20 protein-coding genes and 2 pseudogenes are annotated in these 25,728 nt (G+C 70.7%); 8 read left to right on the top strand and 14 right to left on the bottom strand.

The genetic code is table 11. From position 1 onward, the window contains the following. Positions 1–296: 296 nt before the first annotated feature. Positions 297–1,838: a cellulose binding domain-containing protein gene (locus ADL15_RS02235; protein ID WP_083970834.1), complete on the bottom strand. Its 1,542-nt coding sequence runs from the start codon at positions 1,836–1,838 to the stop codon at positions 297–299. A gap of 197 nt (positions 1,839–2,035) precedes the next feature. Beyond that, a complete protein-coding gene (locus ADL15_RS02230) occupies positions 2,036–3,547 on the bottom strand; it encodes a cellulase family glycosylhydrolase (RefSeq protein WP_067684666.1) in 1,512 nt (503 codons plus the stop codon). A 91-nt stretch (positions 3,548–3,638) separates the two neighbouring features. Here ADL15_RS02230 and ADL15_RS50935 point away from each other — a divergent pair. The 3 genes and pseudogenes from ADL15_RS50935 to ADL15_RS02215 all read left to right on the top strand — a co-directional run. Continuing rightward, a pseudogene (locus ADL15_RS50935) lies at positions 3,639–3,926 on the top strand (aminotransferase class I/II-fold pyridoxal phosphate-dependent enzyme); the annotation flags it as partial. Positions 3,927–5,094: 1,168 nt separating this feature from the next. Next, a complete protein-coding gene (locus ADL15_RS02220; protein ID WP_067684662.1) occupies positions 5,095–6,609 on the top strand; it encodes a methionine--tRNA ligase in 1,515 nt (504 codons plus the stop codon). A 1,159-nt stretch (positions 6,610–7,768) separates the two neighbouring features. After that, positions 7,769–7,942, top strand: a complete 174-nt coding sequence (locus tag ADL15_RS02215; protein ID WP_157441108.1) for a hypothetical protein — start codon at positions 7,769–7,771, stop codon at positions 7,940–7,942. Between the two features lie 13 nt (positions 7,943–7,955). On the opposite strand, the gene ADL15_RS02210 is transcribed toward ADL15_RS02215, so the two are convergent. From ADL15_RS02210 to ADL15_RS02175, 8 genes and pseudogenes are all read right to left on the bottom strand, one after another. Beyond that, a complete protein-coding gene (locus ADL15_RS02210; protein ID WP_067684659.1) occupies positions 7,956–8,387 on the bottom strand; it encodes an ester cyclase in 432 nt (143 codons plus the stop codon). 46 nt (positions 8,388–8,433) lie between these two features. Then, positions 8,434–9,411, bottom strand: coding sequence for a hypothetical protein (locus tag ADL15_RS02205; protein WP_067684657.1), 978 nt, complete (start codon positions 9,409–9,411; stop codon positions 8,434–8,436). A gap of 2 nt (positions 9,412–9,413) precedes the next feature. Next, complete coding sequence (locus ADL15_RS02200; protein WP_067684655.1) at positions 9,414–9,722, bottom strand: PadR family transcriptional regulator; 309 nt, start codon at positions 9,720–9,722, stop codon at positions 9,414–9,416. 45 nt (positions 9,723–9,767) lie between these two features. Then, positions 9,768–10,946: a glycosyltransferase family 4 protein gene (locus tag ADL15_RS02195; protein WP_067684653.1), complete on the bottom strand. Its 1,179-nt coding sequence runs from the start codon at positions 10,944–10,946 to the stop codon at positions 9,768–9,770. A 102-nt stretch (positions 10,947–11,048) separates the two neighbouring features. Then, positions 11,049–11,813, bottom strand: a complete 765-nt coding sequence (locus tag ADL15_RS02190; protein ID WP_157441111.1) for an SDR family NAD(P)-dependent oxidoreductase — start codon at positions 11,811–11,813, stop codon at positions 11,049–11,051. Positions 11,814–12,067: 254 nt separating this feature from the next. Continuing rightward, entirely contained in the window at positions 12,068–12,724 is a 657-nt protein-coding gene (locus ADL15_RS02185) for a hypothetical protein (RefSeq protein ID WP_067684649.1), read from the bottom strand. A gap of 80 nt (positions 12,725–12,804) precedes the next feature. Then, positions 12,805–13,509, bottom strand: a pseudogene (locus ADL15_RS02180) (SigB/SigF/SigG family RNA polymerase sigma factor); the annotation flags it as partial. A gap of 230 nt (positions 13,510–13,739) precedes the next feature. Then, positions 13,740–14,060, bottom strand: coding sequence for a MerR family transcriptional regulator (locus tag ADL15_RS02175; protein ID WP_067684645.1), 321 nt, complete (start codon positions 14,058–14,060; stop codon positions 13,740–13,742). 637 nt (positions 14,061–14,697) lie between these two features. Here ADL15_RS02175 and ADL15_RS52525 point away from each other — a divergent pair. Next, positions 14,698–14,856: a hypothetical protein gene (locus ADL15_RS52525; RefSeq protein ID WP_157441107.1), complete on the top strand. Its 159-nt coding sequence runs from the start codon at positions 14,698–14,700 to the stop codon at positions 14,854–14,856. Here ADL15_RS52525 and ADL15_RS02170 read toward each other — a convergent pair. Both ADL15_RS02170 and ADL15_RS02165 read right to left on the bottom strand, forming a co-directional pair. Next, complete coding sequence (locus ADL15_RS02170; RefSeq protein WP_067684643.1) at positions 14,849–15,529, bottom strand: response regulator; 681 nt, start codon at positions 15,527–15,529, stop codon at positions 14,849–14,851. The two genes, ADL15_RS52525 and ADL15_RS02170, sit on opposite strands and share 8 nt — an antisense overlap. After that, positions 15,526–16,701, bottom strand: coding sequence for a sensor histidine kinase (locus tag ADL15_RS02165; protein ID WP_198170477.1), 1,176 nt, complete (start codon positions 16,699–16,701; stop codon positions 15,526–15,528). Before ADL15_RS02165 ends, ADL15_RS02170 begins: the two co-directional genes overlap by 4 nt. A gap of 185 nt (positions 16,702–16,886) precedes the next feature. On the opposite strand from ADL15_RS02165, the gene ADL15_RS02160 reads away from it, so the two are divergent. After that, positions 16,887–19,043, top strand: a complete 2,157-nt coding sequence (locus ADL15_RS02160; protein WP_067684641.1) for an MMPL family transporter — start codon at positions 16,887–16,889, stop codon at positions 19,041–19,043. Between the two features lie 6 nt (positions 19,044–19,049). Here ADL15_RS02160 and ADL15_RS02155 read toward each other — a convergent pair whose 3' ends face one another. Further along, complete coding sequence (locus ADL15_RS02155; protein ID WP_067684639.1) at positions 19,050–19,742, bottom strand: TetR/AcrR family transcriptional regulator; 693 nt, start codon at positions 19,740–19,742, stop codon at positions 19,050–19,052. 87 nt (positions 19,743–19,829) lie between these two features. On the opposite strand from ADL15_RS02155, the gene ADL15_RS02150 reads away from it, so the two are divergent. Both ADL15_RS02150 and ADL15_RS02145 read left to right on the top strand, forming a co-directional pair. Next, positions 19,830–20,672 (top strand): SDR family oxidoreductase, encoded by an 843-nt coding sequence (locus ADL15_RS02150; RefSeq protein ID WP_067684637.1) that lies wholly within the window; start codon positions 19,830–19,832, stop codon positions 20,670–20,672. Positions 20,673–20,806: 134 nt separating this feature from the next. Beyond that, positions 20,807–21,460 (top strand): sigma factor-like helix-turn-helix DNA-binding protein, encoded by a 654-nt coding sequence (locus tag ADL15_RS02145; protein ID WP_067684635.1) that lies wholly within the window; start codon positions 20,807–20,809, stop codon positions 21,458–21,460. Positions 21,461–21,465: 5 nt separating this feature from the next. Here the strand turns inward: ADL15_RS02145 and ADL15_RS02140 are convergent, their stop codons facing one another. Continuing rightward, complete coding sequence (locus tag ADL15_RS02140) at positions 21,466–23,232, bottom strand: sensor histidine kinase (RefSeq protein WP_198170475.1); 1,767 nt, start codon at positions 23,230–23,232, stop codon at positions 21,466–21,468. Between the two features lie 276 nt (positions 23,233–23,508). On the opposite strand from ADL15_RS02140, the gene ADL15_RS02135 reads away from it, so the two are divergent. Continuing rightward, positions 23,509–25,239, top strand: coding sequence for an enoyl-CoA hydratase-related protein (locus tag ADL15_RS02135; RefSeq protein ID WP_067684631.1), 1,731 nt, complete (start codon positions 23,509–23,511; stop codon positions 25,237–25,239). The last annotated feature ends 489 nt before the right edge of the window (positions 25,240–25,728 follow it).

Below are 25,728 nucleotides of genomic sequence, written 5' to 3'. Positions count from 1 at the left end.
GCTATACCAGGGGCGGGCCAGGCCACCGACCCCGGGTGCCATCTTGTTTCCTTTCTGATCGAGGCTGGCTCGGGCGCTCCCTTGTCCCGGGCCGTGTGTGCAGAGCATGGCGAAATCGTTTTCGGAAAGTAACACAATTGACGATTGTCGATAGATGTATCGTTCAGTCAACTGTGCATATCTTGCGGCGGTGCGCCGAGACGTTTTCGGTGCCATGGCTATGCACCTGGTTGTGAAGCCGCGGCGGCTCGTTACCCGCATCGGGTAACGAGCCGCCGAGCTGCGCCGAGGTGGGGCTACCAGGTGATCGGCAGGGTAGCCAAGTGCCGGGTCAGGGTGGCGGCGAGGATCTGGTGGTCGTGCTGTGACGGGTGCCAGTCGCAACCGAGGAGATCCAACCCGAGGGCGTTGTTGTCGTAGTACAGCGACGACACCCGAGCGTCACCGCCGTCGTTGCGGGTCTTGACGATTTGCTGGATCGAGTCGGCGAGCGCGGTGGTGAGGTAGGACAGGTCGGGGTAAGTGAGCACAATCTCGGCACCGGCGCCGTACCGGGTCCGTAGCTTGTTGATGAACGCCAGGTAGGCGGCCTGGTAGTCGGCGGCCAGCTCGTCGAAGTTCGCCCACTTCTCGCCGGCGTTGGGCGGGGTGGAGAAGTCGTTGATGCCGAGACCGATCACCACGACCTGCGGCTTCCAGGCGCTCGGGACCGGCCATACGGTGCTGTTCCACAGGGCCTGCAGGTCGGTGTCGTAGTAGGTGCGGAACGTGGTGTCCGGAGTCTGGCCGTTGTAGTTGCGTACCATGCCCATGCCGGACCAGGCGTTGATCTGGTAGTCGGCGTTCAGGCCACGCGCGGTGAGCGCGCCGAACGCGGCGTCGGCGTTGGAGTTGCGGGTGACGCCGGTGCCGGCGCAGTCCCGCGAGGTGGATATGTCGCCGTAGCCCGCGGTCCACGAGTCGCCGATGAACTCGATCTGCCGACTGCGGGCGGCCGGTTTGGCCAGGATCGCGCCGCCGTCGACGGGGACGAGCCCGCCGAACTCGCCCGCGGCCCAGGGGCTCTCGGTGCGCTTCGCGAGCCGTACGGTGTGGTCGCCGTTCGCCAGATCCCTGACCCAGTGCGTGACTTGGCCTGGTGTCACCAAGGTGGCGACCGTGGTGCCGTCGACCGCGACGACGTAGTCGTTGGTGGAGTCGTTGATGACAAGACCCACCCCGGTGCCGCGGAACCGGCCTTCAAAGTACGTGCCGGGCCAGGTGTACTGCACGCTCGCATCGGTCGTCTTGAGCCGGCCCACCGTGTGGACCTGGTCCAGGATGCTTGCCGCTGGGGCCGGCGTGGTCGATGCCGTCGGGCTGGGGCTGGTGCTGGGGCTGGGGCTGGGGCTCGAGCCGGTTGGGGTGGGATCCACGCCGCCGTTGCAGGCGATGCCGTTGAGTGTGAAGGCGGTGGGTACCGGGTTCGAGGTGCCGTTCACGGTGGCACCGAAGCCGAATGACGTGGTGGCCCCGGTGGCGATATTGCCGTTCCAGCTCGTGTTCGCCACGGTGACGAGCGCACCGGACTGGTTCACGGTGCCGTTCCATAGCTGCGTGACCTGCTGCCCGGCGGTGAATGACCAGGCCACCTGCCAACTGGTGAGCGGGGCGCCGAGGTTGGCGACGTCGACGTTCGCGACGAAGCCGCCGGTCCACTGGCTCTGCACGGTGTAGGTGATCCTGCAGCCTCCGGCGGCCTGCGCGGAGACGGTGTTCGCCAGGACGGCACCCGCGGCGACGGTCAGAGTGGCGACGAGGGCGACGGCTGGACGGGACCGAAGACGGAACGGTCGCATCTTTGTTCCTTCCCAGGCGGTCGCGGTCGGTCGGGGGAGGGGAGCGTCCCAGACGGAGACCGAGTAGGCCACCCATTGATTGATGAATGTAAATCTAAAATGCTTACTGTGCTCGGACGAGTGATGGGAAATTGTGGTGCGCTAGGGGGCCCTTCGGCCGGCGGAGTTGGTGCGGCTGGCCGGCCGAAGGCAAGTGACTACAGGTAAGGGCTTTGGGCCAGCAGGTGGGCCTTGAAACCTTCGCCGATACCGGGTTCCGGTGTGCCGGCCCAGTCCTTGATGAGGACGGCGCCGGTGGTGCAGCCCCAGGGGTTCCAGGTCCAGGCCAGGTATCCCATGTCGTGCGCGTCGGCCCAGTCCATCAGTCGCTGCATGTAGTCGAAGGCGCAGTTGTCCTGGCCGAACTCACCCACGACCACCGGCACCTGCTGCGCCAGCGGGGCGATCTGGGTGTCCCAGCAGGACTCGGTGGCGCAGGCGTTGAAGCTGTAGGCGTGCCACGACGCGGCGATGTTGTTCAGCGGGTCGACCGGCTTGTATGCCAGCCATTCCCGGAGATCGTTGGTCCATTCCAGACCGCCGACCATCAGCATGTTGGTGGCGCCGGTGGCGCGTACCGCGTCGACCAGGTCCTGCATGCCGGCCGCCTCGTAGGGCAGGCCGGTGCAGGTGCCGCCGTCGCGCAGGCACTGCCACCCGAGGGTCTTGTCCCATTCGGCGGGCATGTCCGGGTAAGGCTCGTTGAACAGATCGAAGACGACCGCGTCGTTGCCCTTGAAGGCGTTGGCGACGCCGGTCCAGAACTTCGGGGCGTACTGGGCGTCGGGCATCGGCTTTTGGCAGGTGGCGGTCTCGTCCTTGCAGTGCCAGTCGGGGCTGTTGGTGTATGCGCCCCGCGTCCAGTGCAGATCGACGATCACGTTGATGCCGTTGGCGACCAGCAGCTTGACATAGTCCTTGACCCCCTGCTGGTAGGCGGCGCCGCTGGGCGTCCCGTTGATACCGAGCCAGCATTCCTCGTTCAGCGGGATGCGTACGCTGCTGATGTTCCAGGTCTTCATCGCGTCGACGGATGCCTGGTCGACCGGGCCGGAGTCCCAGAGCCCCTTGCCCTGCACGCAGGCGAACTCGCCGCTGGAGCGGCTCACTCCCAGCAGCCGGTACCCGCGACCGTCCGCGGTGACGATCTTGTTACCGGATACCTTGAGCTCCGGAGCGGGTCCGGTGGGCGGCGGGGTAGTGGTCGGTGGGGTGCTGGGCGGGACAGATGGAGGATTCGACGATGGTGGAATCACGGAACCGGTGCATGCGGTCCCGTTGAGCGAGAAGGAGGCTGGTATCGGATTGGTGCCGCTCCACACCCCGGTAAAGCCGATCGATGTGGACGCCCCGGTGCCGAGCGACCCGTTCCAGCTCGCGCTGGCCGCCGTGACCCGGGCCCCGGACTGGGCCCAGGTCGCGCTCCAGCCCTGGTTGACCTTCTGGGCGGTGGAGGGGAAGTCGAACGCGAGCGTCCAGCCCGTGACGGCCGAGCCGAGGTTGGTGATGCCGACGTCTGCGGTGAATCCGCCCGGCCATTGGCTCTGCACCGTGTAGGTCACCGAACACCCGGTGTCCGCCGCCGCGGCCGGTAGCGCGACCGAGGCTATGGCGCCGGCCACAAGCGCGGCGGCGGCGCCCCAGGCCAGCAAGGTGCGACGAGATCTCATCGTCTGATCTCCTAAATCTCCAGGGAAACCTCGTAGGAGGCAATATGGGAGCGCTCCCAAAACCTTATTTTTTCCATCTACCAAAGTCAATGTCCCGCCGATCTGCGCGGACGAATCGCTGGTACTGACCTGCGACCACAATGATCTGGACTTCGTGGAGGACGGCTGCCGCCGGTACGACCGGGTCGCCTTCGTCGGCGACGCGGCGAACTCGATGGGCGGCGCCGCCGCGCTGGAGGGCCTTCTCCGGCTCCAGGACCGCTACGGGCTCGCCTTGTTCCTCGACGACTCACACTCACTGTCGATCGTGGGCGAGCGGGGTGAGGGCTTCGCCCGGTCCCGCATCGGCGGCGCCCTCGACGCTCTGACGATCATCGTGCACCAAGGCCGAGACCAAGCTTGCCGGGAACGCAGGGCCCCGCCGGCCCACAGGGTGTTCCTGGGCCGGCAGGCGCGGCCGGAAACGCACTCACCACGATCCGCTTCGGATACGTCGCGTGCACGCCCGGCGTTGCGCACGCCGACTGTGGATGCGTCCTCCACGGTGCCTGGTCTCACCATGACCCGCGGCATTGTTGAGTCCGTCACCCAGGTTTTCTGCATCGATGGCGTACCGGCCACCGCCATCTCTTTGATGGCCCGTACGGGATCGGCGGAAGGCGGCTCGTGGTCAAACTGGTCGAACTGGTCCGGCTACAACACCTCCTTCAGCATCGTCCGAGCGTCGTCTGCCGTGCTGTCAACCGCTGGCTGCCCGGCCGGGACAGATGCCGTGGTTCGTGCAGTGAATATGAACGGCCCCACCTGGGCCTGGACCCTGTGGTTTCCATAAGAGTGAGCAAGCCCGACCGCGCCGTCACCGCCCGCCGGCGGTGATCAGGGAGTCGTACTTCTCCACGGCGGCGGCCCGGGCCGGGAATCCGGCGGCCGGCCTTCGAGGGTGCCTTCGCGGATGTTCTCGCGTTCGGTTTCGGCCAGGGGGGCGAAGAATGCGGACAGCTGCCGGTCCACAGCGCGATAAAGCGTGGCCAAGGACGGCGCCTCCGGGCCGCTGCGGCGGCGATCAACTCGCGGTGGACCGCCACGACGTTGCCGCGCCAGTACGCCAGCCGCTGCCGCACGTCGGCCGGGACGACGAGCCGCTTCCTGGTCGGGGTGGCCGAACCGGTCGCGGCGGCCACCCAACGCCACACCGTGCGCTCGCTGGCGCCCAGACCCCGCGCCACCAATGCGACCTGCGCGGTCGGTAACGGGCCGTGCTGAGCGACAGGTTCGTGTCCCCACTGGCGACAAGATCGTGTCCCGGAAGCCGTCAGCATCGCTGGCTTGTAGGGTGCTCGCGCGCACCGTACGTGCTGCAAAGGCGTTTGCCGACATCCTGCAGGGATGTCATGATCTGTCGCATGCAGCCATGCCGGAACCGAATGATGCGCCCCGTGTCGGGGCTGTTCGGCGTGCGCTAGCACGATCCTTAACGACCAGGTCCCTGCCGTACGAGGGCCTGGTCTTGTCGTTCCTCGTTCGCGGTTGGGCGAAATGGAGGAACGATGACGACCGACCACCGCTGTTACGTCACGACGGCTATCCCATACGTCAACGCGGCACCGCACCTGGGACACGCGTTGGAGCTGGTACAGGCCGACGTGCTGGCCCGTCACCGGCGCCTGCGCGGGCAGCACGTGCGGTTTCTGACTGGCACTGATGACAATGCGCTGAAGAACGTGACCGCCGCCCGCGCCGCGGGCGTGGACACCGCGACGTTCGTGGCCGGCAATACCGCCCGCTTCGCGGGCCTGCGTGAGCCTCTCGCGTTGTCGTTCGACGACTTCATCGCCACCAGTACCGACGCCCGTCACGCGGCCGGAGTACGGCGGTTGTGGCGCCAGTGCGCCGAGGCCGGCGACTTCTATCGTCGCGGCTACACCGGGCTGTACTGCGGCGGCTGCGAGCAGTTCTACACCCCGGGCGAGTTGCTCGACGGGCGTTGTCCGGAGCATCTGCGGGAGCCGGAGGTCGTGGAGGAACGCAACTGGTTCTTCCGGCTGTCGCGCTATCAGGACCAGCTGCAGCAGGTGTTGGAGTCCGGCCAGGTGCGCATCGCGCCGGCGGCGCGATGCAACGAGGTCCTCGCGTTCGTCCGCGCCGGCCTGGCCGACATCAGCGTCTCCCGACCGGCCGCGCGCGCGGCCGGCTGGGGAATCGCGGTGCCCGACGACCCCGACCAGGTGGTGTACGTGTGGTGGGACGCGCTGACCAACTACGTCACCGCCCTGGGCTACGGCACCGACGACCCGGCCTACCGTCAGTGGTGGGTGAAGGCCGCCGACCGGGTGCACGTCATCGGGAAGGGCATCGTGCGTTTCCACGCCGTGTACTGGCTGGCCCTGCTGCTGTCGGCCGGCCAGCCACTGCCGACCACGATCTTCGTGCACGATTACCTCACCGTCGACGGCGCTAAGCTGTCCAAGAGCCTGGGCAACACCGTCGACCTGGCCACGCTGGTCGACCGCTACGGCACCGATGCGCTGCGCTGGTGGCTGCTGCGCGAGGTCGCCGCGGTGGGCGACACCGACTTCACCGTGGACCGGCTGGTACACCGCGCCAACCGGGACTTGGCCCACGCGCTGGGCAACCTGGTGCACCGCACCCTGAGCCTGGTGCACAAGTACCGCGCGGGACACGTGCCGCAAGTGTCTGGGCCGGCTCAGGCCACGGCGCTGACCGACGCGTGCGCCGACCTGGCCGCCCGCATCGACCAGGCGCTGGACGGTTTCGATTTCCGCGCCGCTACCGACGCGATATGCGACGTCGTCGACCATGCCAACCGGTTGGTCGACGCCGAACAGCCCTGGCATTTGGCCCGGGCCGAGCGGACCGGGGACACCGCGGCCGCCGCCCGCCTCGACGGCGTTCTCGCCACCCTCGTGCACGCCTGTCGCGTGCTGGCCGGTGAGCTGCGGCCCTTCATCCCCATCGGCGCCCGCCGGCTGCAGGGGCAGCTCAGCGACGGTACCCGTGTCGGCCGGCCCGAGCCCGTCTTTCCTCGCTGGGAGGCGCCGTGACCTGGTCTGGCGGGCGTGGTCATTCCGCGGTCCCGCGCCCACCGACTGACGCTCAGCACTGACATTTGATGAGAAGACGCGCTGACAAGAAGTGAGAAATCCACTGACATCGAGGCGAGAAGTCTCGGCCGGGCGTGCGGTACGGCGCCCGGCTGCTTTGACGTGGTGGCACACCCCCTGGCATTCACTGCCGGTTCAGAATGTCAGTGACGGTGCGGAAGGCGACTCGAGCAGCCGATCCGAGGCCGGAAACGGCGTTACTGAGCTCGCTTGCCGCCACCGCTCGTACGAGTTGCGGAACGCGCAAACCCGCCAGCTCGCTGACATTGACGCCGGCAAGATAGCCCAACAACCGGCTGAACGGATCGTCGAGCGGGTCGTCCGGTCCCGAACGCCAAGCACCCCCGTCCGGTTGGGAGGCGGCGCTAAAGGAACTGCAGAATCAGCTTGCCGACGGCACGATCCCATTCTGGGAGGCAGGGCGGATCCAGCGGGCGCTCGAAGACGCCGCCAGCCAGGCGAGCCTGCTCACCGCCGGACAAGCTCCGGTCGTCCGCACCTGTTACCACGGTTGAAGCCAACGGTGAAGGCTGAGCTATCACTCTCCGGTGGCGTCCACCGGCGGTGTGCGGCCATGACGCTGCTCGCCTCAACTCCCGAAGCCATCTTCGTGGCCGCCAAGGAACACACCGTCCAGCGCATCGGGCCGCCGTAGGCGAGGGCCCTGCCGGCCAGAACGTTCTTCCTGTGGCGCGTCGATGAAGGCGACCCTCATCGCGACGGACGGTCCAGCTCCGCATGGTTGGCGTGGGCTGGGTGGGTACTCCGCGTGGGTGGTTCGTTCGGCGGGGTACTATCAGTTATCGGCGCGATTCAGGCGCTGTCTCGAACCGGGTCGGCACGGCAGCAGCGCATGTCGCTGGGCCTCCGGCGCCGGGCCACCAGACATCCGCATCACGGCTGCCTGACCGCACCTCAGTTGCACCAGCCGAGCGACCGCCGACGGGCATTGTTACCAGTGCCGACGGCGATGCACTCGTTTCCGGCACCTCCTTCAGCCGCGTGACGGCGGCTGTCCTCGCCCGCAGTGGCGATGTCCCCAGTCGGCCCGACGGGCCCGATTCACACGAACGTAAAGAAAGTCGGCTACACCATGACCATGACCGCGATGATCCCCGCTCCGCAGCACGTGACCAGCGAACTCTTCCGCGCTCCGGCCTCCGAGGACCAGCTCGTCGAGAGCCAGGCCGAGGGCCGCAACGCCGAGACCATGCAGCGGCTGCGGCACCCGTTCGCGATCAACGCTCCGGCCCCGCGCTCCGGCGCACGCTGACCGACGCCGGGGGCTACGTCACGTGCCCGAGCTGGCGCAGCTGGGAGAGCACGTCCACCACACCCCACAGGTCGACGATCTGGCCGTCGGCGAAGCGGAAGATGAAGATCTCGGAGTAGCGGACCGGTCTGCCGGTCGGCGGCATGCCCCGGTACTCGCCGGTGTTCGTCCCGGTCACCGTCTGCCTGGCCACGATCTTGTCGTCGGCGCAGAGCAGGTCGTCGACCGTCACGTGCAGGTCGGGGAACGCTCGCAGCAGCGTCGCCCAGATCCGTTTCTGCATGGCGATCGCGGTCAGCCCGCTCGGCTCCGCGGTGTGGAACCGAGCGTCCGGATGGATGACCTCCTCGATCGCCGTCTCGATGACCTCGAGGTCACCGCTGTTGACCGCGGCGTGGAACCGCCGGTACGTCTCGATGGTGAGCGCTTCCCAGACTGTCGGCATGTCGCCCCTCTCGTCGGTGTCGTCACCGTTCCGACGAGGCAGCTGCTCACAACGTGACGCGGGCCGCGTCGGTCACCGTGCGACGGGTCAGGACCGCGGCCAGGGCGAGCGCGGCCGAGACCACCCCGCTCAGGACCAGGACCAGCACGTACGGATCAATGATTTCGATCCGGCTCTCCGCGATCTCACTGCCGGCCAGAGCGTGCGGGGTGATGTTCGGGATCAGGGCATCCGGGCCCCAGTGTGCCAGCGCGACCACCCCCACGAAGATCGACACCATCGTGGTGGCGGTGGCCAGCAGTGCCGCGAGCAGGCGGCCCTGATTGGTGTCGGACGGGGCGGCATTCGCCAGGGCCGCGACGGCGACGGCCACCGCGGTCAGCGCGAGCGCCAGGCCGGTCGACGGCGGGATCGGCGGGGCGATCACCACGACGGCCAGCCAGGCCAGCGTGGCGGCGAGTCCGCTGCCGGCGCCGGTCAGCAGCACCCGCGCGGTCGCCGCCGACCGCTTCGCGAGGACCGCGACGAGGCCGAGCAGGAAGCTGGCCGGGATGGTGGCGAACACCAGGATGCCGATGCTGTCGTCGGTGACCGGCCCGGTGGCCGTGGCGGCGACGATCACGGCGGCGAGCAGGTAGCCGCCGGTGCGCAGCAGCCACGCGAGCCAGCTGTCGCCGGTGGGGCCCAGCATCCCGGCCCGCCGGCCGGCCCAGCAGACCACGGCCAGCGCCGACACCACCACGGAGAGGACCGCGACCAGGGGCGGGTAGTCGACGGCGGCGATCCAGGCCAGCAGCGTGACCAGGGTGCCGAGCACCACGAGCAGGTGCACGGCCGCGCGGAGCAGGTGGAACTCGGCCGCCGCGGCGCGCAGGCAGCCCCGGGCGAAGCTGCGTCGCTCGGCCGGCTCGTCGATCGCGGACAGTTCCGCCTGCATCGCCCGGCCCCAGTCCCGGCGCCCGGCCGGCATCACCCGTACGGCGGCGGCCAGCAACCGGGCCGGCCGATCCTGATCAGTGGACACGATCATGCCTCCCGCAACCGGGTGACCGCCCGGACCGGTGCCGGTTGGGCGGCCGTCTCGGCGGCCCAGCGCAGGCCGTCCGCGGTCAGCCGGTACAGGTGCCGTGGCGGCCGGCCCGGCGCCGGATCGTCCTCCCAGGTCGCCTCGAGCAGCTCGCGGTCGCGCAGCCGGATCAGGATCGGGTACAGCGAGCCGGCTTTCAGGCCGACCTGCCGGCCGAGCTCGTAGCCGTAGCGCCACACGGCCGGGTCGTCGGCGAGCGCGGCGAGGACCAGGGCGGTCTGCGCGGACGGGCGTCGGGGTCGCACCATGGCGCGAACTCTATCTAGGTAGAGAACGGCCGGGGCATCGTCCGTTCAGCCGAGCCGGCCGGGGCTGAGTTCGGTGAACAGCTTCTCCCACTGGCCGGCGATGACCGGCATGGCGTATTCGGCGCCGGTGGCCCGGGCGGCCTTGCCCATCGCCGAGCGCTCGTGACCGTTCGTGATCAGCCGGGACATCCCGGCGGCCAGCCCCGGCACGTCCTCGGCCGGGATCAGCAGCCCGTTCACGCCGTCCACGACCACCTCGGCCGGCCCGGTCGGGCAGTCGAACGACACCACCGGCAGCCCGGTGCTCATCGCCTCGAGCAGCACCATCGGCAGACCCTCCTTGCGCGAGCTGAGCACGAAGATCGATGCCTGGCCCAGTTCGCTCTCCAGGTCCCGGGTGCGCCCGCGCAGGTGCACGACGTCACCGAGGCCGAGCTCGGCGATCCGGGCGGTCAGCTTCCGCCGCGCCTTGCCCTCGCCGAAGATCCGCAGCTGCCACTCCGGATGCTCCGCGTGGACCAGCCGGAACGCCTCGATCAGAAGATCGAAACCCTTCTGCCGGATCAGGCGTCCGGCAGCCACCAGGACCGCGCCACGATCATTTTCCGGTACGTCCGCAGCCGGCGGCGGGGTGCCGTTCGGGATCCGCTCCAGGCGTACGGAGTCGCCGAGCGCGCCCCGATACGTGGTCAGGTCGGTACGGGTCAGCACGGTCACCGCGTCCAGCCGGGGGTACGCGCGGGTGATCGCGGCCTGCAGCGGCGCCGGATAGCTCGCGAAGTTCAGGTGATCCTGGCCGATCCGGATCAGCTCACGGGGCGCGAACCACGCCGACATCAGGTTCAGCGCCGGCCGGGTGGTGATCAGCGCCCCGTCCCGCTGCTCCCGGAAGTACCGGAGCACCTTCAGGTCGACGAGCGGGTCCCACCGCCCGTACCGGAAATCTGCCCGCTGTGGCAGCGGACTGGGGAAACGGCGGGTCTTGCGCCAGAAGCGGGAGTTCTTGCCCGCCGGGTCGGTCCAGCGCGAGCCGTCCTCGCGCAGATCGGTCAGCGAGACCAGCCGGACCCGGGGGTCGAGCGCGAACACCGGAGCCTCGGCCGACCGGTACACACTGGCGATCTCGACGTCATGGGTGTCACACAGCGCATTGGCCTGATTGACGACCGTGCGGATGGTCCCGCCGGTCCCGTATGCGTTGTGGAGCACGTACCTGATCTTCACTCGCGACAACCTAGAAGACCGCGTCAACCCCTGCTGAGCTGCTTCTCTGGAAATTTCCTATGAAAACCAGACCAACAGCCACAGTGGACCGGGGCACCATCGTCAGCGGCCGAGGACGGCACCGCCGTTGAGTCCGATGATCTGCCCGGTCAGGTAGCCGGCGTCCGGCGAGGTGACGTAGCGGATCGCCGCGGCCACGTCGTCGGGTGTCCCGGCCCGCCCGACCAGGGTGTCGGCGATCTTCGTGGCCGCGAAGCCCGGGGTCTCCCGGCCGTGGAAGATGCCGGTGTCCTCGACGTAGCCGGGCGCGAGCACGTTGACGGTGATCCCGTCCGGCCCGAGCTGCCGGGCCAGCCCCAGCGCCCAGCCGTGCAGGGCCGCCTTCGCCGCGGCGTACGACCCGGCCGAGTGCGGTCCGGCGCCGCCGCGCTGGGCGGCGGCCGAACTCACCATGACGAGGCGGCCGCCGGGTCGGCTCAGGCTCGGCAGCAGCGCGTTGGTCAGCAGCACCGCGGTGAGCAGGTTGACGTTCAGGTCGTGCAGCCAGGACGTGGCGAGCGCCTCGAGGCTGTCATCCGCGGGCGGCGTGAGGATCGCCCCGGCGTTGTTGACCAGCACGTCGACGTCACCCAGCCGGGTGATCCGCGCGGCGGCGTCGCGCACCTGGGCCGGATCGGTCAGGTCGGCGGCCACCGGGATCACGAGATCGGCGCCGGTGGCCGCGTGGATCTCCGCTCGGGCTCGTTCGAGCACGTCCCCGCGCCGCCCGATGATCACCACCCGATCGCCCTGGCCGGCGAACATGTGCGCGATCTGCCTGCCGATGCCGGTGCCGCCACCGGACACCACTGCCAGCCGTGAATCCATGGTCATCCCGAGACCCTAACGACCAGCCCCCCCCCCGCCGCGGTGAGTGCCGCTGCTCGCTGTCCCCGGCTGGTCGTGAGGGGTGTGTCAAGGGCCGTGAGGCACCCCTGAGCGCCAGCCAGGACCGCGAGCGCGCTGCGGCCCGGCGTGGCAGCGGCGTCGCGTCGGCCCGCGCCGCGCGGCAGCGGCGTCGCGCGGGGCCGCGTCGTGTGATGGCGGCAGCGCCGCGTGGGGGCGGCGGAGAGGAAAGGAGGTCAGCGCTGGTCGGCGGGGGGTTCGTGGAAGCCGCCGGCCCAGCCGCCGAGGATGCCGAGTTCGCGGACGATGCCGGTCTGCAGGCGGCAGAACTCGTCGATGACGTGGGGTTCGTCGCAGGGGCAGCGCCAGGTGCCGTCACCGAGGTGTTCGATGGCGCGGTGCAGGACGCGCCGGGCCCGGACCAGGTCCGGGCCGCCCAGGCTCAGCGGCTCGCCGGGTTCGGCGTCGCGCAGGATGGCGCCGAGGCCGAAGATCGCGCTCGCCCCGTCGGCGGCGACGCTGAGGGCGTCCGAGTGGTTGCCCGGGCGGCCCAGCTCCTCCGCGGTCAGCTTCATGATCATGCCGAGGGCGGCGATGGCCCGGCCCGCGCCGGTGACGTCCAGGGTGATCGGCTCGACGGTGTCACCGACCTCGCGGCTGATCGTGAGCGCTTTGACGATGGCCTCGACGAAGGTGGGGATCGCTGCCGGGGTGAGGTACTTGTCGAGGACCTCCTGCGCCGTCTCGCCGTGCTCTTCGGCGAGCTGTTCGATCTGGGCCGCGAGCAGGTCGGCGGCCTTGCCGGCCATCAGGGTCACATCCTGTTCCGCGCACTGCTTGCGCAGCTCGGCGGCGAACTGACGGAACTTCTCGGTGTTGCGGATGTCCGGCATGGTTCCATCATGTCCGCCCGCCCGGCCTCGTGGAGGCCCGCCACCACGTCGGCGGGGAGGGACTCGTGATCGCCGGGCGCTTCGAGGCAGTGGCGCAGCTTGAGCAGCGATCGGGACAGCAGCCGGGAGACGTGCATCTGCGAGATGCCGATCTGCCGGGCGATGTCGGCCTGGGTGAGGTTGCCGTAGAAGCGCAGCGTGAGGATCCGGAGCTCCCGCTCGCTCAGCCGGGCCAGCGCCAGGCGGAGCGCGATCCGGTCCTCGGCCAGAGCGTACGCGTGGTCGTCGGTGCCCAGCGTGTCGCTCAGCTCGCGCGTGCCGTCGGCCAGCAGCGGCGTCGACAGCGACACGGTGTGATAGGCGCGGGCGCCCTCGAGTCCCTCCAGGACGGCGTTCTCGGTGAGGCCGAGGTGCGCGGCGATGTCGGCGAGCGACGGCGACCGGCGCAGCGTCTGGGTCAGCTCGATGTTCGCCGCGGTGATCGCGGGGCGCATCTCCTGCAGCCGGCGCGGCACCCGGATCATCCAGACCCGGTCCCGGAAGTAGCGCTTCAACTCGCCGAGGATGGTCGGGACCGCGAAACCGCCGAAGCCGACCCCGACCGCGGGGTCGAACCGGTCCACCGCCTTGATCAGGCCGACCGTCGCGGTCTGCATCAGGTCGTCGGTCGGCACCCCGCGGTTGCCGTAGCGGTGGGCGAGGCGCCGGGCCATCGGCAGCCAGGCCTCGATCGCCCGGTCCCGCAGCACCGCCCGGGACGGATCGCCGACCGGCACCGCCTCCATCGCCGCGAGCAGTTCGGTGGCGTGATCGGATTCGGCCTCGAGCACGTCGCCGGAAGCGCCACAGTATTCGGAGATTCCGAGCATGATCGTCCCCTGGCGGTCGGATGTACCGGGGTGCCAGGGTCTGGGGCACCGGCTCCAGAAGGAGCCGTGCTTTCGACTCTAAACTTCCTGGGCGGTGGGAGTATGACGAAACGGCCCTTCCCGGGGTGCAGAAGGACCGTCGACCGTCAGCTCGCGTCGGCCTGACGCCGGCGCTGGTATTCCTCGTTCTGCCGGAGGGCCTCCTCGAGCTGGTCCTCGAGGATGATGATCCGGCAGGCCGCCTCCAGGGCGGTGCCCTGATCCACCATCTCCCGGGCCCGTGCGGCGAGACGCAGCTGGTACCGGGAGTAGCGGCGATGGCCGCCGGCGGAGCGGAACGGGGTGATCAGTTTCGCCTCGTCGAGCCGGCGCAGGAAGTCCTGAGAGGAGTTGGTGATCTCCGCGGCGCGGCCCATCGTGTAGGCGGGGTAGTCGTCATCACCGAACATGTCGTCGGATTGGGCCATATATACCTCTCCACGAGACGAGGGCCCCGGCGCGGAAGCGCCGGGGCCCGGGATCACAGGTCGAAACACCATCTACCGACACGTTCGCCGGTTTGTCTTTTCCGCACCTGCCGCCACTGTCGGCGTGAGGTGCGAGGATCGCGTAAGCGTGACCGGAGACCACCTTTCGTTCGATGGAAACTGCGGTGTCCGCATCGGGATCGGAACTGACTCCCGGAAGCGGGCGATCCAACGGTGTTAAGCCCTCCCTTTCCTCTGCTTGCCGAAAATTCCTGTACTGCCACTCGCCGGCGTCGGAGCCCCACGCGAAACTCATGGCCCCACACACGTGCGACGAGCGTCCACCTGCCAGACCGGGCCCCGAACGTGCATCGGCCCTGCCTGCCCCGGCCTGGAAGAACGCCAGGGCTTTGGTCTTACCAACTGCTGGAACCAACAACTACGCGGCGACACCTCAGCCGCTGTGCCGAGCGAGCCACGATGTGGATCCGGGCCCTGCGTAACGCTCGGTCAGCTTCGTCAGCGGTTTCTGCTGATCTCTCTTGGCTACGAGAACTACGTTAGCCAGCCTCGGAGAGGATGTCTAGTCTCTACAGCATAGATTTTCTCGATCACTCAGGGTCATATGCCGGTTTCGATGCGTTCCCGGCGGGCGGTGTGCACCCGGCAGGGCCATCCCGGTGAGGGCGGGGGATCACGCTGGGCAGCTGGCGGCGGACACGTGGCGTATCTCGAGCAGCGGCGGCGCGGGACCGAGCCGATCCGGGCCGGGGCGGTGGTCACGCTCGTCACGTGAGCAGCGTGTCGCCCGGGCGGACCAGGGCGTTCTGGTAGGCGATCACGACCAGCTGGGCACGGTCGCGGGCGCCGACCTTCATCATCGTACGGTTGACGTGGGTCTTGACGGTCAGCGGCGAGAGGTGCAGGCGCTGGGCGATGTCGTCGTTGGACAGCCCGTGCGCGACGAGCACCAGGATCTCGTGCTCCCGGTCGGTGACCAGGCTCAGCGCGGGCAGTCCCGGGCCGGCCGGTGACCGGTTCTGCTCGACGAACCGGCTGATCAGCCCCCGGGTGGCCCGCGGGGACAGCAGCGCCTCACCGGCGGCGACCACCCGGACGGCGTGCACCAGCTCGGCCGGCACGACGTTCTTGCCGAGGAACCCGCTCGCGCCGGCCTGCAGCGCGAGCGCCACGTTGTCGTCGTTGTCGAAGGTGGTCAGCACGAGCACGCGCACCCCGGCGAGCCGGTCGTCGGCGCCGATCCGCCGGGTCGCCTCGATGCCGTCCATGGTGGGCATCCGGATGTCCATCAGCACCACGTCGACCCGGGCGGTGTGCGCCAGGTCGACCGCCTCCCGGCCGTCGGCGGCCTCCCCGGCCACCTCGAAGTCCGGCTCGGCGTCGATGATCATCCGGAACCCGGCCCGGATCAGGGCCTGGTCGTCGGCGAGCAGCACCCGGATGGTCATGCCGGGGCTCCCTCGTGCAGGGCGGGGGCGGGGGCGTGGGCCGGCAGTACGGCGTACACCCGGAACCAGCCACCCGCGGTCGGTCCGGCGGTGATCGTGCCCTGCGCGGCCGCGGCCCGCTCGCGCATGCCGAGCACGCCGAACCCGGAGCCGGGCCGGCGGCCGCGCGGCCAGGCGACCCGGTTGGTGACCTCGACGCTGATCGCCTCCTCGGTGTACGTGACGTCCAGCAGCGCGGCGCCCTCGCCGTACTTGTGCGCGTTGGTCAGCGCCTCCTGCGCGATCCGGTACGCGGCCAGGTCGACCATCGCGGGCAGCGTCCGGGACGTGCCGTGCTCCTGGAACCGCACCGGGAAGTCCATCGCGCGCAGGCTGTCGAGCAGGTCGGGCAGCCGGTCCAGCCCGGGCGTGGGCTCGGTGCTGGCCAGCTCGTTCGGGTCACGCAGCACACCGACCACCGACTTGATCTCCTCGAGGACGGTGTCGGCCGCGGTACGGATGTGCGCCAGCACCGGCCACACCTTCTCCGGCTGGTTGCGCAGCACGTGGTCGGCGGCGCCGGCGTGCACGCTGATCACCGCGATGTGGTGGGCGACCACGTCGTGCAGCTCCCGGGCGATCCGCAGCCGCTCGTCCATCACCCGGCGGCGGGCCTCCTGATCCCGGGTCAGCTCGGCCTGCCGGGCCCGCTCGGTGACCTCGGCGATGTACGCGCGGCGCATCCGTACCGAGTCGCCGGCGCCGGCCCCGCCGAAGATGAACGCGAACAGCCCGAACTGGCTCGGCTCCCACCACTGCGCCAGGTAGGCCAGCGACCCGGCCGTGATCAGCGCGGTCCACACCAGCGCCGCGTAGATCCACGGACGCCGGTGGGTGCCGTACAGCGCGGCGGAGTAGGTGAGCACACCCAGCGTGATGAACAGCCCGCCGGCCGGTGCCTTGGCGAAGATGCCGATCATCGTGACGACGGTGGTCAGCGCGAGCACGCGTTCCGGGTGGCGCCGGCGCAGCAGCGTCACGGCGGCCGCGAACACCGCCTGCACCAGCAGCCAGCCGTCGACCGGCCGCGGTTCCATCCTCAGCACCAGCACGAACAGCGCGATCATCAGCAGCAGGTCGGCCGCCCACAGGCGCAGCCGGGTCGGCATCCATCGCGCGGTCAGGTCTTGCATGGTCACGACGGTAGGCGGCGTACGCGGCCGCATCGTCGTGTTCCCGCGGTATCGCCCGACCGCGCACGTCCTGCGTTCGCGGTAGGTGACCGCCTGCGCGGGCACGACGACGCCCGCGCCGTTTGTCGCGATCGTTTGACGGGTCTCCCCGGTATCGGGGCCGATTCACCGTTGGAGGACGTCACGTGGCGACCCTGTTGTACCGGCTGGGCCGGTTCTCGTTCCGGCGCCGCCGGCTGACCCTGGCGGCGTGGGTGCTCCTGCTGGCCGTGCTCGCCCTGGGCGCGAACAAGCTGTCCGGGCCGACCAGCGCCGCCTTCTCCATCCCGGGCACCGAGTCCTCGCGGGCCATGGACGTACTGGAGAAGAATTTCGGCGGTAGGACGGACGCTGCCTCGGCGAAGGTGGTCTTCACCGTCACCGGTGACACGAAGCTGACCGGAACCGCACAGCGGGCCGCGATCGAGACGGCGGTCGCGCAGCTGGCGAAGGCGCCCGGGGTCGCCTCGGTGACCGATCCGTTCGCGGCCAAGACGGTCGCGCCGGACCTGCGCACCGGGTACGCGACGGTGACCTACGCGGTGGCCGCGACCGAGGTCAGCGTGGCGGACCGGACGGCCATGCAGGCGGCCGGGGACACCGCGACGTCCGCCGGGATCCAGGTGGCGTATTCCGGTGAGGTCACCGAGACCACCGAGGAGAGCCACACCGCCGAGGGGATCGGCATCCTGGTCGCCGCGTTCGTCCTGCTGATCACGTTCGGCTCGCTGGTCGCGGCCGGGTTGCCGCTGCTCACCGCGGCGGCCGGGGTCGGCATCGGCATGCTCAGCATCAAGATCGCCACCGGGTTCTTCGACCTGTCCGGCTCGACGTCCGCCCTCGCGACCATGCTGGGCCTGGCCGTCGGCATCGACTACGCGCTGTTCGTGGTCTCCCGGTTCCGCCACGAGCTCGCGGCCGGCCGTGACGGTGAGGAGGCCGCCGGGCGCGCGACCGGGACCGCCGGTTCCGCTGTCGTCTTCGCCGGCCTCACCGTGATCATCGCGCTGGCCGCGCTGTCGGTGACCGGTGTGCCGTTCCTCGCCGCGATGGGCTGGGCGGCGGCCGGCACGGTCGCGGTCGCCGTCCTGGTCACGCTGAGCCTGGTGCCCGCGGTGCTCGGCTTCGCCGGCCGCCGGATCCTTCCCCGACCGACGTCGGCGTCGAAGTCGGCGTCGCCGGCGACGGCCGCGGCGGTGCCGTTCGGGGAGCGCTGGGCGCGGGCCGTGCTGCGGCACCGGGTGCTCGCCGTGGTGCTGCCGCTCGGGGTGATCGCCCTGGTCGCGCTGCCGGCCCTGGACCTGCGCCTGGCGCTGCCCGACGACAGCAGCGCCGCCGTCGACTCCACCCAGCGCCAGGCCTACGACCGGCTCGCCGCGGGATTCGGCGCCGGCTTCAACGGCCCCCTGGTGATCGTGACCAGCGGCGCCGAGGCCGCCCGGGTCAAGCAGGCGATCGGCGCACTGGACGACGTCGTGCTGGTCACCGCACCGGTGCTGGACAAGGCCGGCGACACCGCGATGCTGACCGTGATCCCGAGGAGCGCGCCGACCAGCGAGGCCACCAAGAACCTGGTCCAGTCGATCCGCGCGCTGCCGCTGGACGTCGCGGTCACCGGCACCACCGCGGTCAACATCGACGTCTCCGACAAGCTGACCAAGGCGCTGGTGCCGTACCTGGCGATCGTCGTCGGTCTCGCATTCATCCTGCTCATGCTGGTGTTCCGCAGTCTGCTGGTGCCGCTCAAGGCGACGGCCGGCTTCCTGCTCAGCGTCGCCGCGGCCTTCGGCGGGCTGGTCTTCATCTTCCAGCAGGGCCACCTCGCCGACCTGCTCGGTCTGCAGTCCACCGGGCCGATCGTGAGCATCATGCCGATCTTCCTGATCGGCATCCTCTTCGGTCTCGCGATGGACTACGAGGTCTTCCTGGTCACCCGGACCCGCGAGGAGTTCGTGCACGGCGCGTCCCCGGACGACGCGGTGATCAGCGGCATGCGGCACGGCGCCCGGGTGGTCACCGCGGCCGCTCTGATCATGATGAGCGTCTTCGCGGGTTTCATCCTGGCCGACGACACCATCATCAAGTCGCTCGGTTTCGGGCTCGCCTTCGGCGTCGCCGTCGATGCCTTTCTGGTACGGATGACGATGGTGCCGGCGGTGCTCTCCCTGCTGGGCAAGGCGGCGTGGTGGCTACCCCGGCCCCTCGACCGGATCCTGCCGAACGTGGACGTCGAGGGCGAACGGCTCACCAAGCGGCTCGCCGCGACCGAGCCGGCCCCGGAACTCGCGGCGGCCCAGGGCTGAACCCGGTCAGGGCGCGTCGTGCCGGGCCACGCGGTCCAGCCAGTCGGCGAGCAGGGTGCGCTCGGCCGGGGTCAGCGCCACCAGGCCCGGAGCGGCGGCGCGCAACGTGACCGCCGCCGCGACCGGGCCGGGGATCTCGGCGGCCGGGGGATCGGTCAGCAGGGTGCGGCAGAGCGCCTCCCAGGCCAGGTCGGCCAGCGTCTCGTCCCGCTCGTCGGGCGGCTGCTCGATCAGGGCGAAGACCACGCCGGTGCCGGCCGCGTGGATCAGGTCGACGGCGCGGCGTTCCGGGACGCGCAGGCGGCCGGCCCGGGCGACCAACTGGACCCGCCGGCGCAGCACGGCGGTGCCGGAGTCGACGGTGGCCTGGCCGGCCGGGGTGCGCGCGGCGGTGTGCATCAGGCGGAACAGGGCCGGGTTCGCCAGGCCGAAGCCGACGTGCAGGGTCCACCCGGCGTGCAGGCCCTCGACGGGGTCGTCATCCGTACCCATCGGGGGTTTCTGTGCCACGTAGCTGGCGAAACCGTGCTCCGCGACCGCATCCAGCAGGCCGTTCTTGTCGCCGAACAGCCGGTAGATGGCCGGCGCCTGCACGCCCGCGGCGAGCGCGACCGAGCGGGTGGTGACCGCGTCGGGTCCCTCGGTGGCCAGCAGGTGGGCGGCGACATCGACCAGGCGCGATCGAGTGGTGGGTTGCACGTTTCCGATGTTAGCGGATGGTTGTTATCGCTGTGATTCCAGTGTTAGCGTCGAAACGTAACCACCGATAACACCTGGAGTTCTCCCATGATCGTCATCACCGGTGCCACCGGCGCGCTCAACGGCGCCACCGTCGATCACCTCCTCGAGCTCGTCCCGGCCACCGACGTCGCGGTCGCCGTCCGGGACGTCGCCAAGGCCGAGCGGTTCGCCGGGCGCGGCGTGGCCGTGCGGCACGGCGACTACGCCGACCCGGCCTCGTTGCCCGGCGCGTTCGAGGGCGCCGACCAGCTGCTGCTGGTGTCGTCGAGCGACCCGAAGGCCGACGCGGTGAGCCTGCACCGCGCCGCGATCGACGCGGCCGTCACCGCCGGGGTCGGGCGCATCCTCTACACCAGTCACCAGGCCGCCGCCCTGGACAACCCGTTCGTGCCGGGGCGTCACCACGCCGAGACCGAGGCCCTGCTCGACGCGTCCGGCGTCGCCTGGACGTCGCTGCGCAACGGGTTCTACGCGCACAGCCTCACCTGGCTGGCCGGTTCGTGGCGGGAGACTGGCGTGATCGTGGTGCCCGGCGACGGCCCGGTGTCCTGGACGGCCCGGGAGGACTCGGCCGAGGCGGCCGCGGTCGTCCTCGCGTCGGACGGCGGCTACGACGGCCCGGTCACGCTCACCGCGGCCGAGGCGCCGACCTTCGCCGACCTGGCCCTGGCCGCCTCCGAGCTGACCGGCCGGGAGATCACCTGCCAGGTGCTGCCCGAGGACGAGTGGCTCGCGGCGCAGCTCGCCCAGGGCACGCCGGAGTTCATGGCGCGCTTCCTGCTCGGCTTCTACCAGGCGGCGGACCGGGGCTTCTTCGCCGGCGTCGACCCGCTGCTCGGCAAGCTGCTCGGCCGCGCACCGCGCACCGCCCGGGAGCTGCTCGCCTGAGTCGCTGTCGGTGTGGCCGTCGCCGACTGGGCTCTCGACCGCTATTTCCAGCCCTGACACTCTCGCGTGTGACCGGATCGGGTCTCCGCCCAGTCATAACCGGCAGAGACCCGGACGGCACCGCGAGGAGCGACGTGGACCAGGACCTGCGACAGCAATTCGACACGGCGGTGAGCGGTGACCCCGGGGCTGACCCCGGTGAGCTGGCGCGCGCCGCCATCGCCGACGGCGGCCGGATCCGCCATCGGCGTCAGCGGCTGGCCGGCGTGGGCATGGCGGCCGGTGTGGTCGCGGTGCTCGGCGTCGGCGCCGGGGTGGCCCTGCTGCCGGGCCCGCGCACGCCGGAGAACCCGCCGGTCACGCTCGAGGCCGCGATGGCGCCGGCCACCGCGCCGTCCTGCACCCAGCAGCCGGATCAGCAGACCGCCACCGACGTGGTCCTGTTCCTCCGCGACGGCACGACGGACAAGCAACGGATGGCGCTCGTGGCGAAGCTCGACACCGACAGCCGGATTCAGCTGCGCGCCTTCGACACCAAGGAGCAGGCGTACGAGAGCTTCAAGCTCCGGTGGGCGGACAAGCCGGAGCTGCGGGTCACGCTCGTCGACGCGCTGGCCCGGCTGCCGGTGCGGGACCGGGCGATCCTGGTGCTGCGGCACGCCGAGGACCACAGCGTGGAGACGGTCGCCACGATCCTCGGGGTGTCCGCGTCGGTGGTCAAGATGGGCAACGCCCGCGCGCTGGCCCGGCTGCGCACCCTGCTCGACGGGCACCCCCTGGAGGACTGAGCAGGTCAGCGGGCCGGGAGGGTGAACCAGAAGCGGGTGCCGCCGCCCGGGTTAGCCTCGACGCCGACCCGGCCGCCGTGGCGTTCCACGATGCGCCAGACGATGGCCAGGCCCAGCCCGGTGCCCTGGTAGCCCTCGCTGCCGCCGGCCCGCATGAACGCGTTGAAGACCTCACCGCGCTGCTCCTCGGGGATGCCGATGCCACGGTCGGCCACCTCGACGCGGCACGTCGCCGGGTCCGGCCTGGTCGCGCTGACGGTCACCTCGGCGGGCCGGCCGGGCGGGGTGTACTTCACGGCGTTGCCGATCAGGTTGTCCAGGACCTGGCGGATCTGACCCGGGTCACCACAGACGGTCAGCAGATCGGCGTACGAAATAATGGTCTGCTCCGGAGTCCCGTCGCCGAGACGTTCCGCGACGATGTCATCCACCAGGGCGTTGAGATCGATTTCGGTCAGCTTCAGTGTCGTGTTGTCGGCGGTCGCGTAGGCGAGCAGATCGTCGATGAGCGTGCGCATCCGGACGGCGCTGTTCTGGACCCGGCTCAGCCGGCCGCGCTGGGCGGCCGAGAGCGGGTCGTCCTCCATCGTCGCCATCAGCTCGGAGTACCCGATCACGCTGGTCAGCGGGCTGCGCAGGTCGTGGGCGACCACACCGGCGAAGCCGACCAGCTCGGCCTCGCGGGTGCGCAGCTGCTCCTCGACGGCCTCCCGGCGGGTGATGTCGTCGCGCAGCTCGGCGGTGGCCTGGTCGACCCGCCGCAGCGCCCGGTCCCGGGAGGTGACGACGGACGCGGTCAGCGCGGCGAGCAGCAGGGTGATCAGCGTGCCGATGCCGGCCGCGCCGCGGGCCAGCCAGGCCTCGGCGGTCGGCAGCAGCTGCAGGGTGGGCCGGACGGTGAGCCGCCAGCGGTGCTGCAGGATCGGGATCGGGATCAGCCGCGGTGGCATCGAGGTGTCGACCGCGACGTCCGGTTCCCAGGTCGCGAGCGTGATCGGTTCGGGGCCGGTGATGTCGGCGAACGCGATGGCGACCTGCTCGCCGCCGATGATGCCGAGGCCCGGGCCGAGGAAGTTGCGGCCGTGATAGGTCATGGTCACCCAGCCCTCGAACTGGCCGGCCTGCGACGCGGGCGCCGTCGAGGTCACCGCGGAGACGATCACGAAGGACTGCTCGGTGCTCCCGGCCGGGAGGTACGGCTCGCTGAAGGTGATCCCGCCGGCCGACCGTGAGGTGCGCAGCGCGTCGACGATCGCGGGGGTGTCCTGCAGGTCCCGGCCCAGCTCCGGCGGCCGGCCGTCGAGTTCGCGGCCGAGCACCGGGTAGAAGAACTCGTCCCGGGCGGTGGCGCCGTGGCTCAGGGTCAGCCTGCGGTTGCCCAGGGCCCGCCACCGGGCCTGCAGCGCGGGTGTGGTCGCGGTGGTCGCCGGCACGATGTAGCTGACCGCGACCGCCCCGGGCAGCCGCAGGCCGTTGAGCTGCGCGGTGAGCGCCGCGAAGTCACCCGCGGTCAGCTCGGACTGTGCGCCGACGGAGGCGGCCAGGTCGGCGATGGTGAACGCGTACTGGAACAGCTCGGCCGCCACCAGTTGGGTGATGACGTCCTGCTTCTGCTCGAAGGCCTGATCACCCCAGCGCTGCGACTCCTGGTGCAGCGCGAACGACGCCAGACCTGTTCCGATCATCCCGAGCAGGACGACCAGGGCGACCACGAGCACGGAACGACGCCTCGGCCCGCCACGCGTGGCGGCGATCGGATCCCGCCCGCCCATGATCTCGACGCTACGCGGTGCGCCGGGCTCGGATACGCGTTTGTCCAGGCCGGGCGGTGACGGCCCGCTGGTCGGCCACCGGAGACCGGACCTGAGCCGGGATACGGTCCTTTTGGTCATTTCTGGTTATCGAATGGCCAGCGGACCCTTTTCCCGGTCTTTATCAATTGAGCATTCCAGCGAACGGGTGAATGACCGGTTAACCCGCTCTGAGCTGGAGTAGGTTCACTCGAAAATTCTTTCCCGGGGAAACGGTAAATGCGAATTCTCTTACTCGTGTCGGCATTCAACGGACTCAGTCAGCGGGCGTGGTGCACCCTGCGCGACGCCGGTCACGACGTCGGCGTGCTGCTCGCCACCACCGAAGCGGAGATCACCGCGGGCGTGCGGGCGGCCGCGCCGGATCTGATCGTCTGCCCGTTCCTCAAGGATCGGGTCCCGGCGCAGGTGTGGCAGCAGTGGCGCACCGTGATCATCCACCCGGGTCCGGTCGGCGACCGCGGGCCGTCGTCGCTGGACTGGGCGATCAGCGAGGGCGCGGCCCGGTGGGGGGTCACCGCGCTGCAGGCCGTCGAGGAGATGGACGCCGGCCCGATCTGGGCCACCCGTACCTTCCCGATGCCGGCCGGCGCCCCGCGCAAGTCCGCGCTCTACAACGGGCCGGTCGCGGACGCCGCCGTGCAGTGCATTCTCGAGGTGGTGGCGAAGGCCGCCGATCCGGCGTTCCTGCCGGTGCCGGCCGAGGCGATGCCGGTCGAGGTCCCCGGCGCCCGGTTGCGGCCGCCGATGCGCCAGCCCGACCGCGGCTTCGCCTGGAACCATGCGACCCTCGAGGTGGTCCGTGCGGTCCGGGCCGCTGACGGTTCACCCGGCATGCGTACGACGGTGGCCGGCCGCGACGTCTACGCCTACGACGCGCACCCGGGCCCGGCCGCCGACGCGGTTCCCGGCACGCTGCTCGGCCACCACGAGGACGCGGTGCTGGTGGCGACCGGCGACGGCAGCGTCTGGCTCGGCCACCTGCGAGCGGCCACCGCGCAGCGCAGCGTCAAGCTGCCCGCCACCACGGTGCTGGCCGCCGAGCTGGCGGGCGTGCCGGCGACCGACGGCGCGCCCCGGCGGGTCCGCTACCGGCGCGAGGGCCCGGTCGGCTGGGTGGAGTTCGACTTCTACAACGGCGCGATGGCCCGGGCGCACTGCGACCGGCTGCTGACCGTGCTGCGGCACGCGGCCGCCCAGGACACCACGGTGCTGGTGCTGATCAGCGGCACCGACGCGTTCAGCAACGGCATCCACCTGAACGTGGCCGAGGCGGCAGCCGACCCGGCCGCGGCGGCCTGGGCGAACATCCGGGCGATCAACGACGTGTGCCGGGAGATCCTCGGCTGCGCCGGGCAGACCGTCGTCGCCGGGTACGCGGGCAGCGCCGGCGCCGGCGGGGTGATGCTCGGTCTGGGCGCCGACGTCGTCGCGGCCCGGGCCGGCATCGTGCTCAACCCGTACTACGACATCGGCCTGTACGGCTCCGAGCTGCACACCCTCACCCTGCAGCGGCGGGTCGGCGCCGAGCAGGCCGCCCGGCTGCTGGACGAGAAGCTGCCGGTCAGCGCCGAGCAGGCGCTCGGGATGGGACTGGTCGACCAGGTCGGCCCGAGGGACCCGGACGAGTACCGGGCCTGGCTGACCGCGCTGGCCGGCCGGTGTGCCGCTCCGCCGGAGGGCCGGTACCTGCACGACGGCAAGCGGGCCGCGCTGGCCCGGGACTGGCTGCCGGTCGAGGCGTACGAGGCCCGGGAGCTGGCCGAGATGAGTCACGACATGTTCGCCGACCGGTCCGGTTTCGCCGCCGCCCGGCACGCGTTCGTGGCCAAGACCCGCCCGGCCGGCACTCCCGACCGCCTAACGCTGCACCCCGCACCGGCACCCGCACCGGTAAAGGCCGTCGCGGCCAAGACGCCCCGCGCCCGCAAGGCGGCCCGCCCGCGTGCGGATCGGGTCACCAGCTAGGCGAACTCGTCGGCTGGCGCTGGGGGCCCTTGTGGAGGGGGCATAACGGCACTCACGGCCAGCCGGGGCTGGGACTCGCGTCGGCGTGGTGGGTGGCACCGGTCCGGCGTGGTGGGTGGCACCGGTCCGGCGAGGGCCGGCTGGATCCGGCTGGTCCTCAGGGGTGCCTCGACGCACTGGAGGCACTCCTGAGGACCAGCCGAGGGGCGTGAGGCGCCGGGCGGTCCGGGGTGGATGCGGTGTCGCGTGCGCCTCATGGGCGGGACGTGGCCTGCGGGCGGGGCACCGTGGGCGTACCGGAAAGGGTTGAGGGGCCCTCGGGGTGGGGCGGGGTAGGTTTTGATCATGGGGAGCTGGGGGTTGCGGGCGGCTGCGGCGGGGGATCGCGGGGAGGTTGGGGAGCTGCGGGCGGGGGGGTTGCGGGGGGATCTGGAGCGGCTCGGGGGGGATGGCGAGGATTGGGGGGGGGGGGGGGTTTCGGGGGGGGTT

The sequence above is a fragment of the Actinoplanes awajinensis subsp. mycoplanecinus genome (assembly GCF_001509495.1).
Lineage (GTDB): Bacteria > Actinomycetota > Actinomycetes > Mycobacteriales > Micromonosporaceae > Actinoplanes > Actinoplanes palleronii.
The sequence above is the reverse complement of the archived record's forward strand: the minus strand, read 5'-3'. Positions and strand labels throughout refer to the sequence as shown.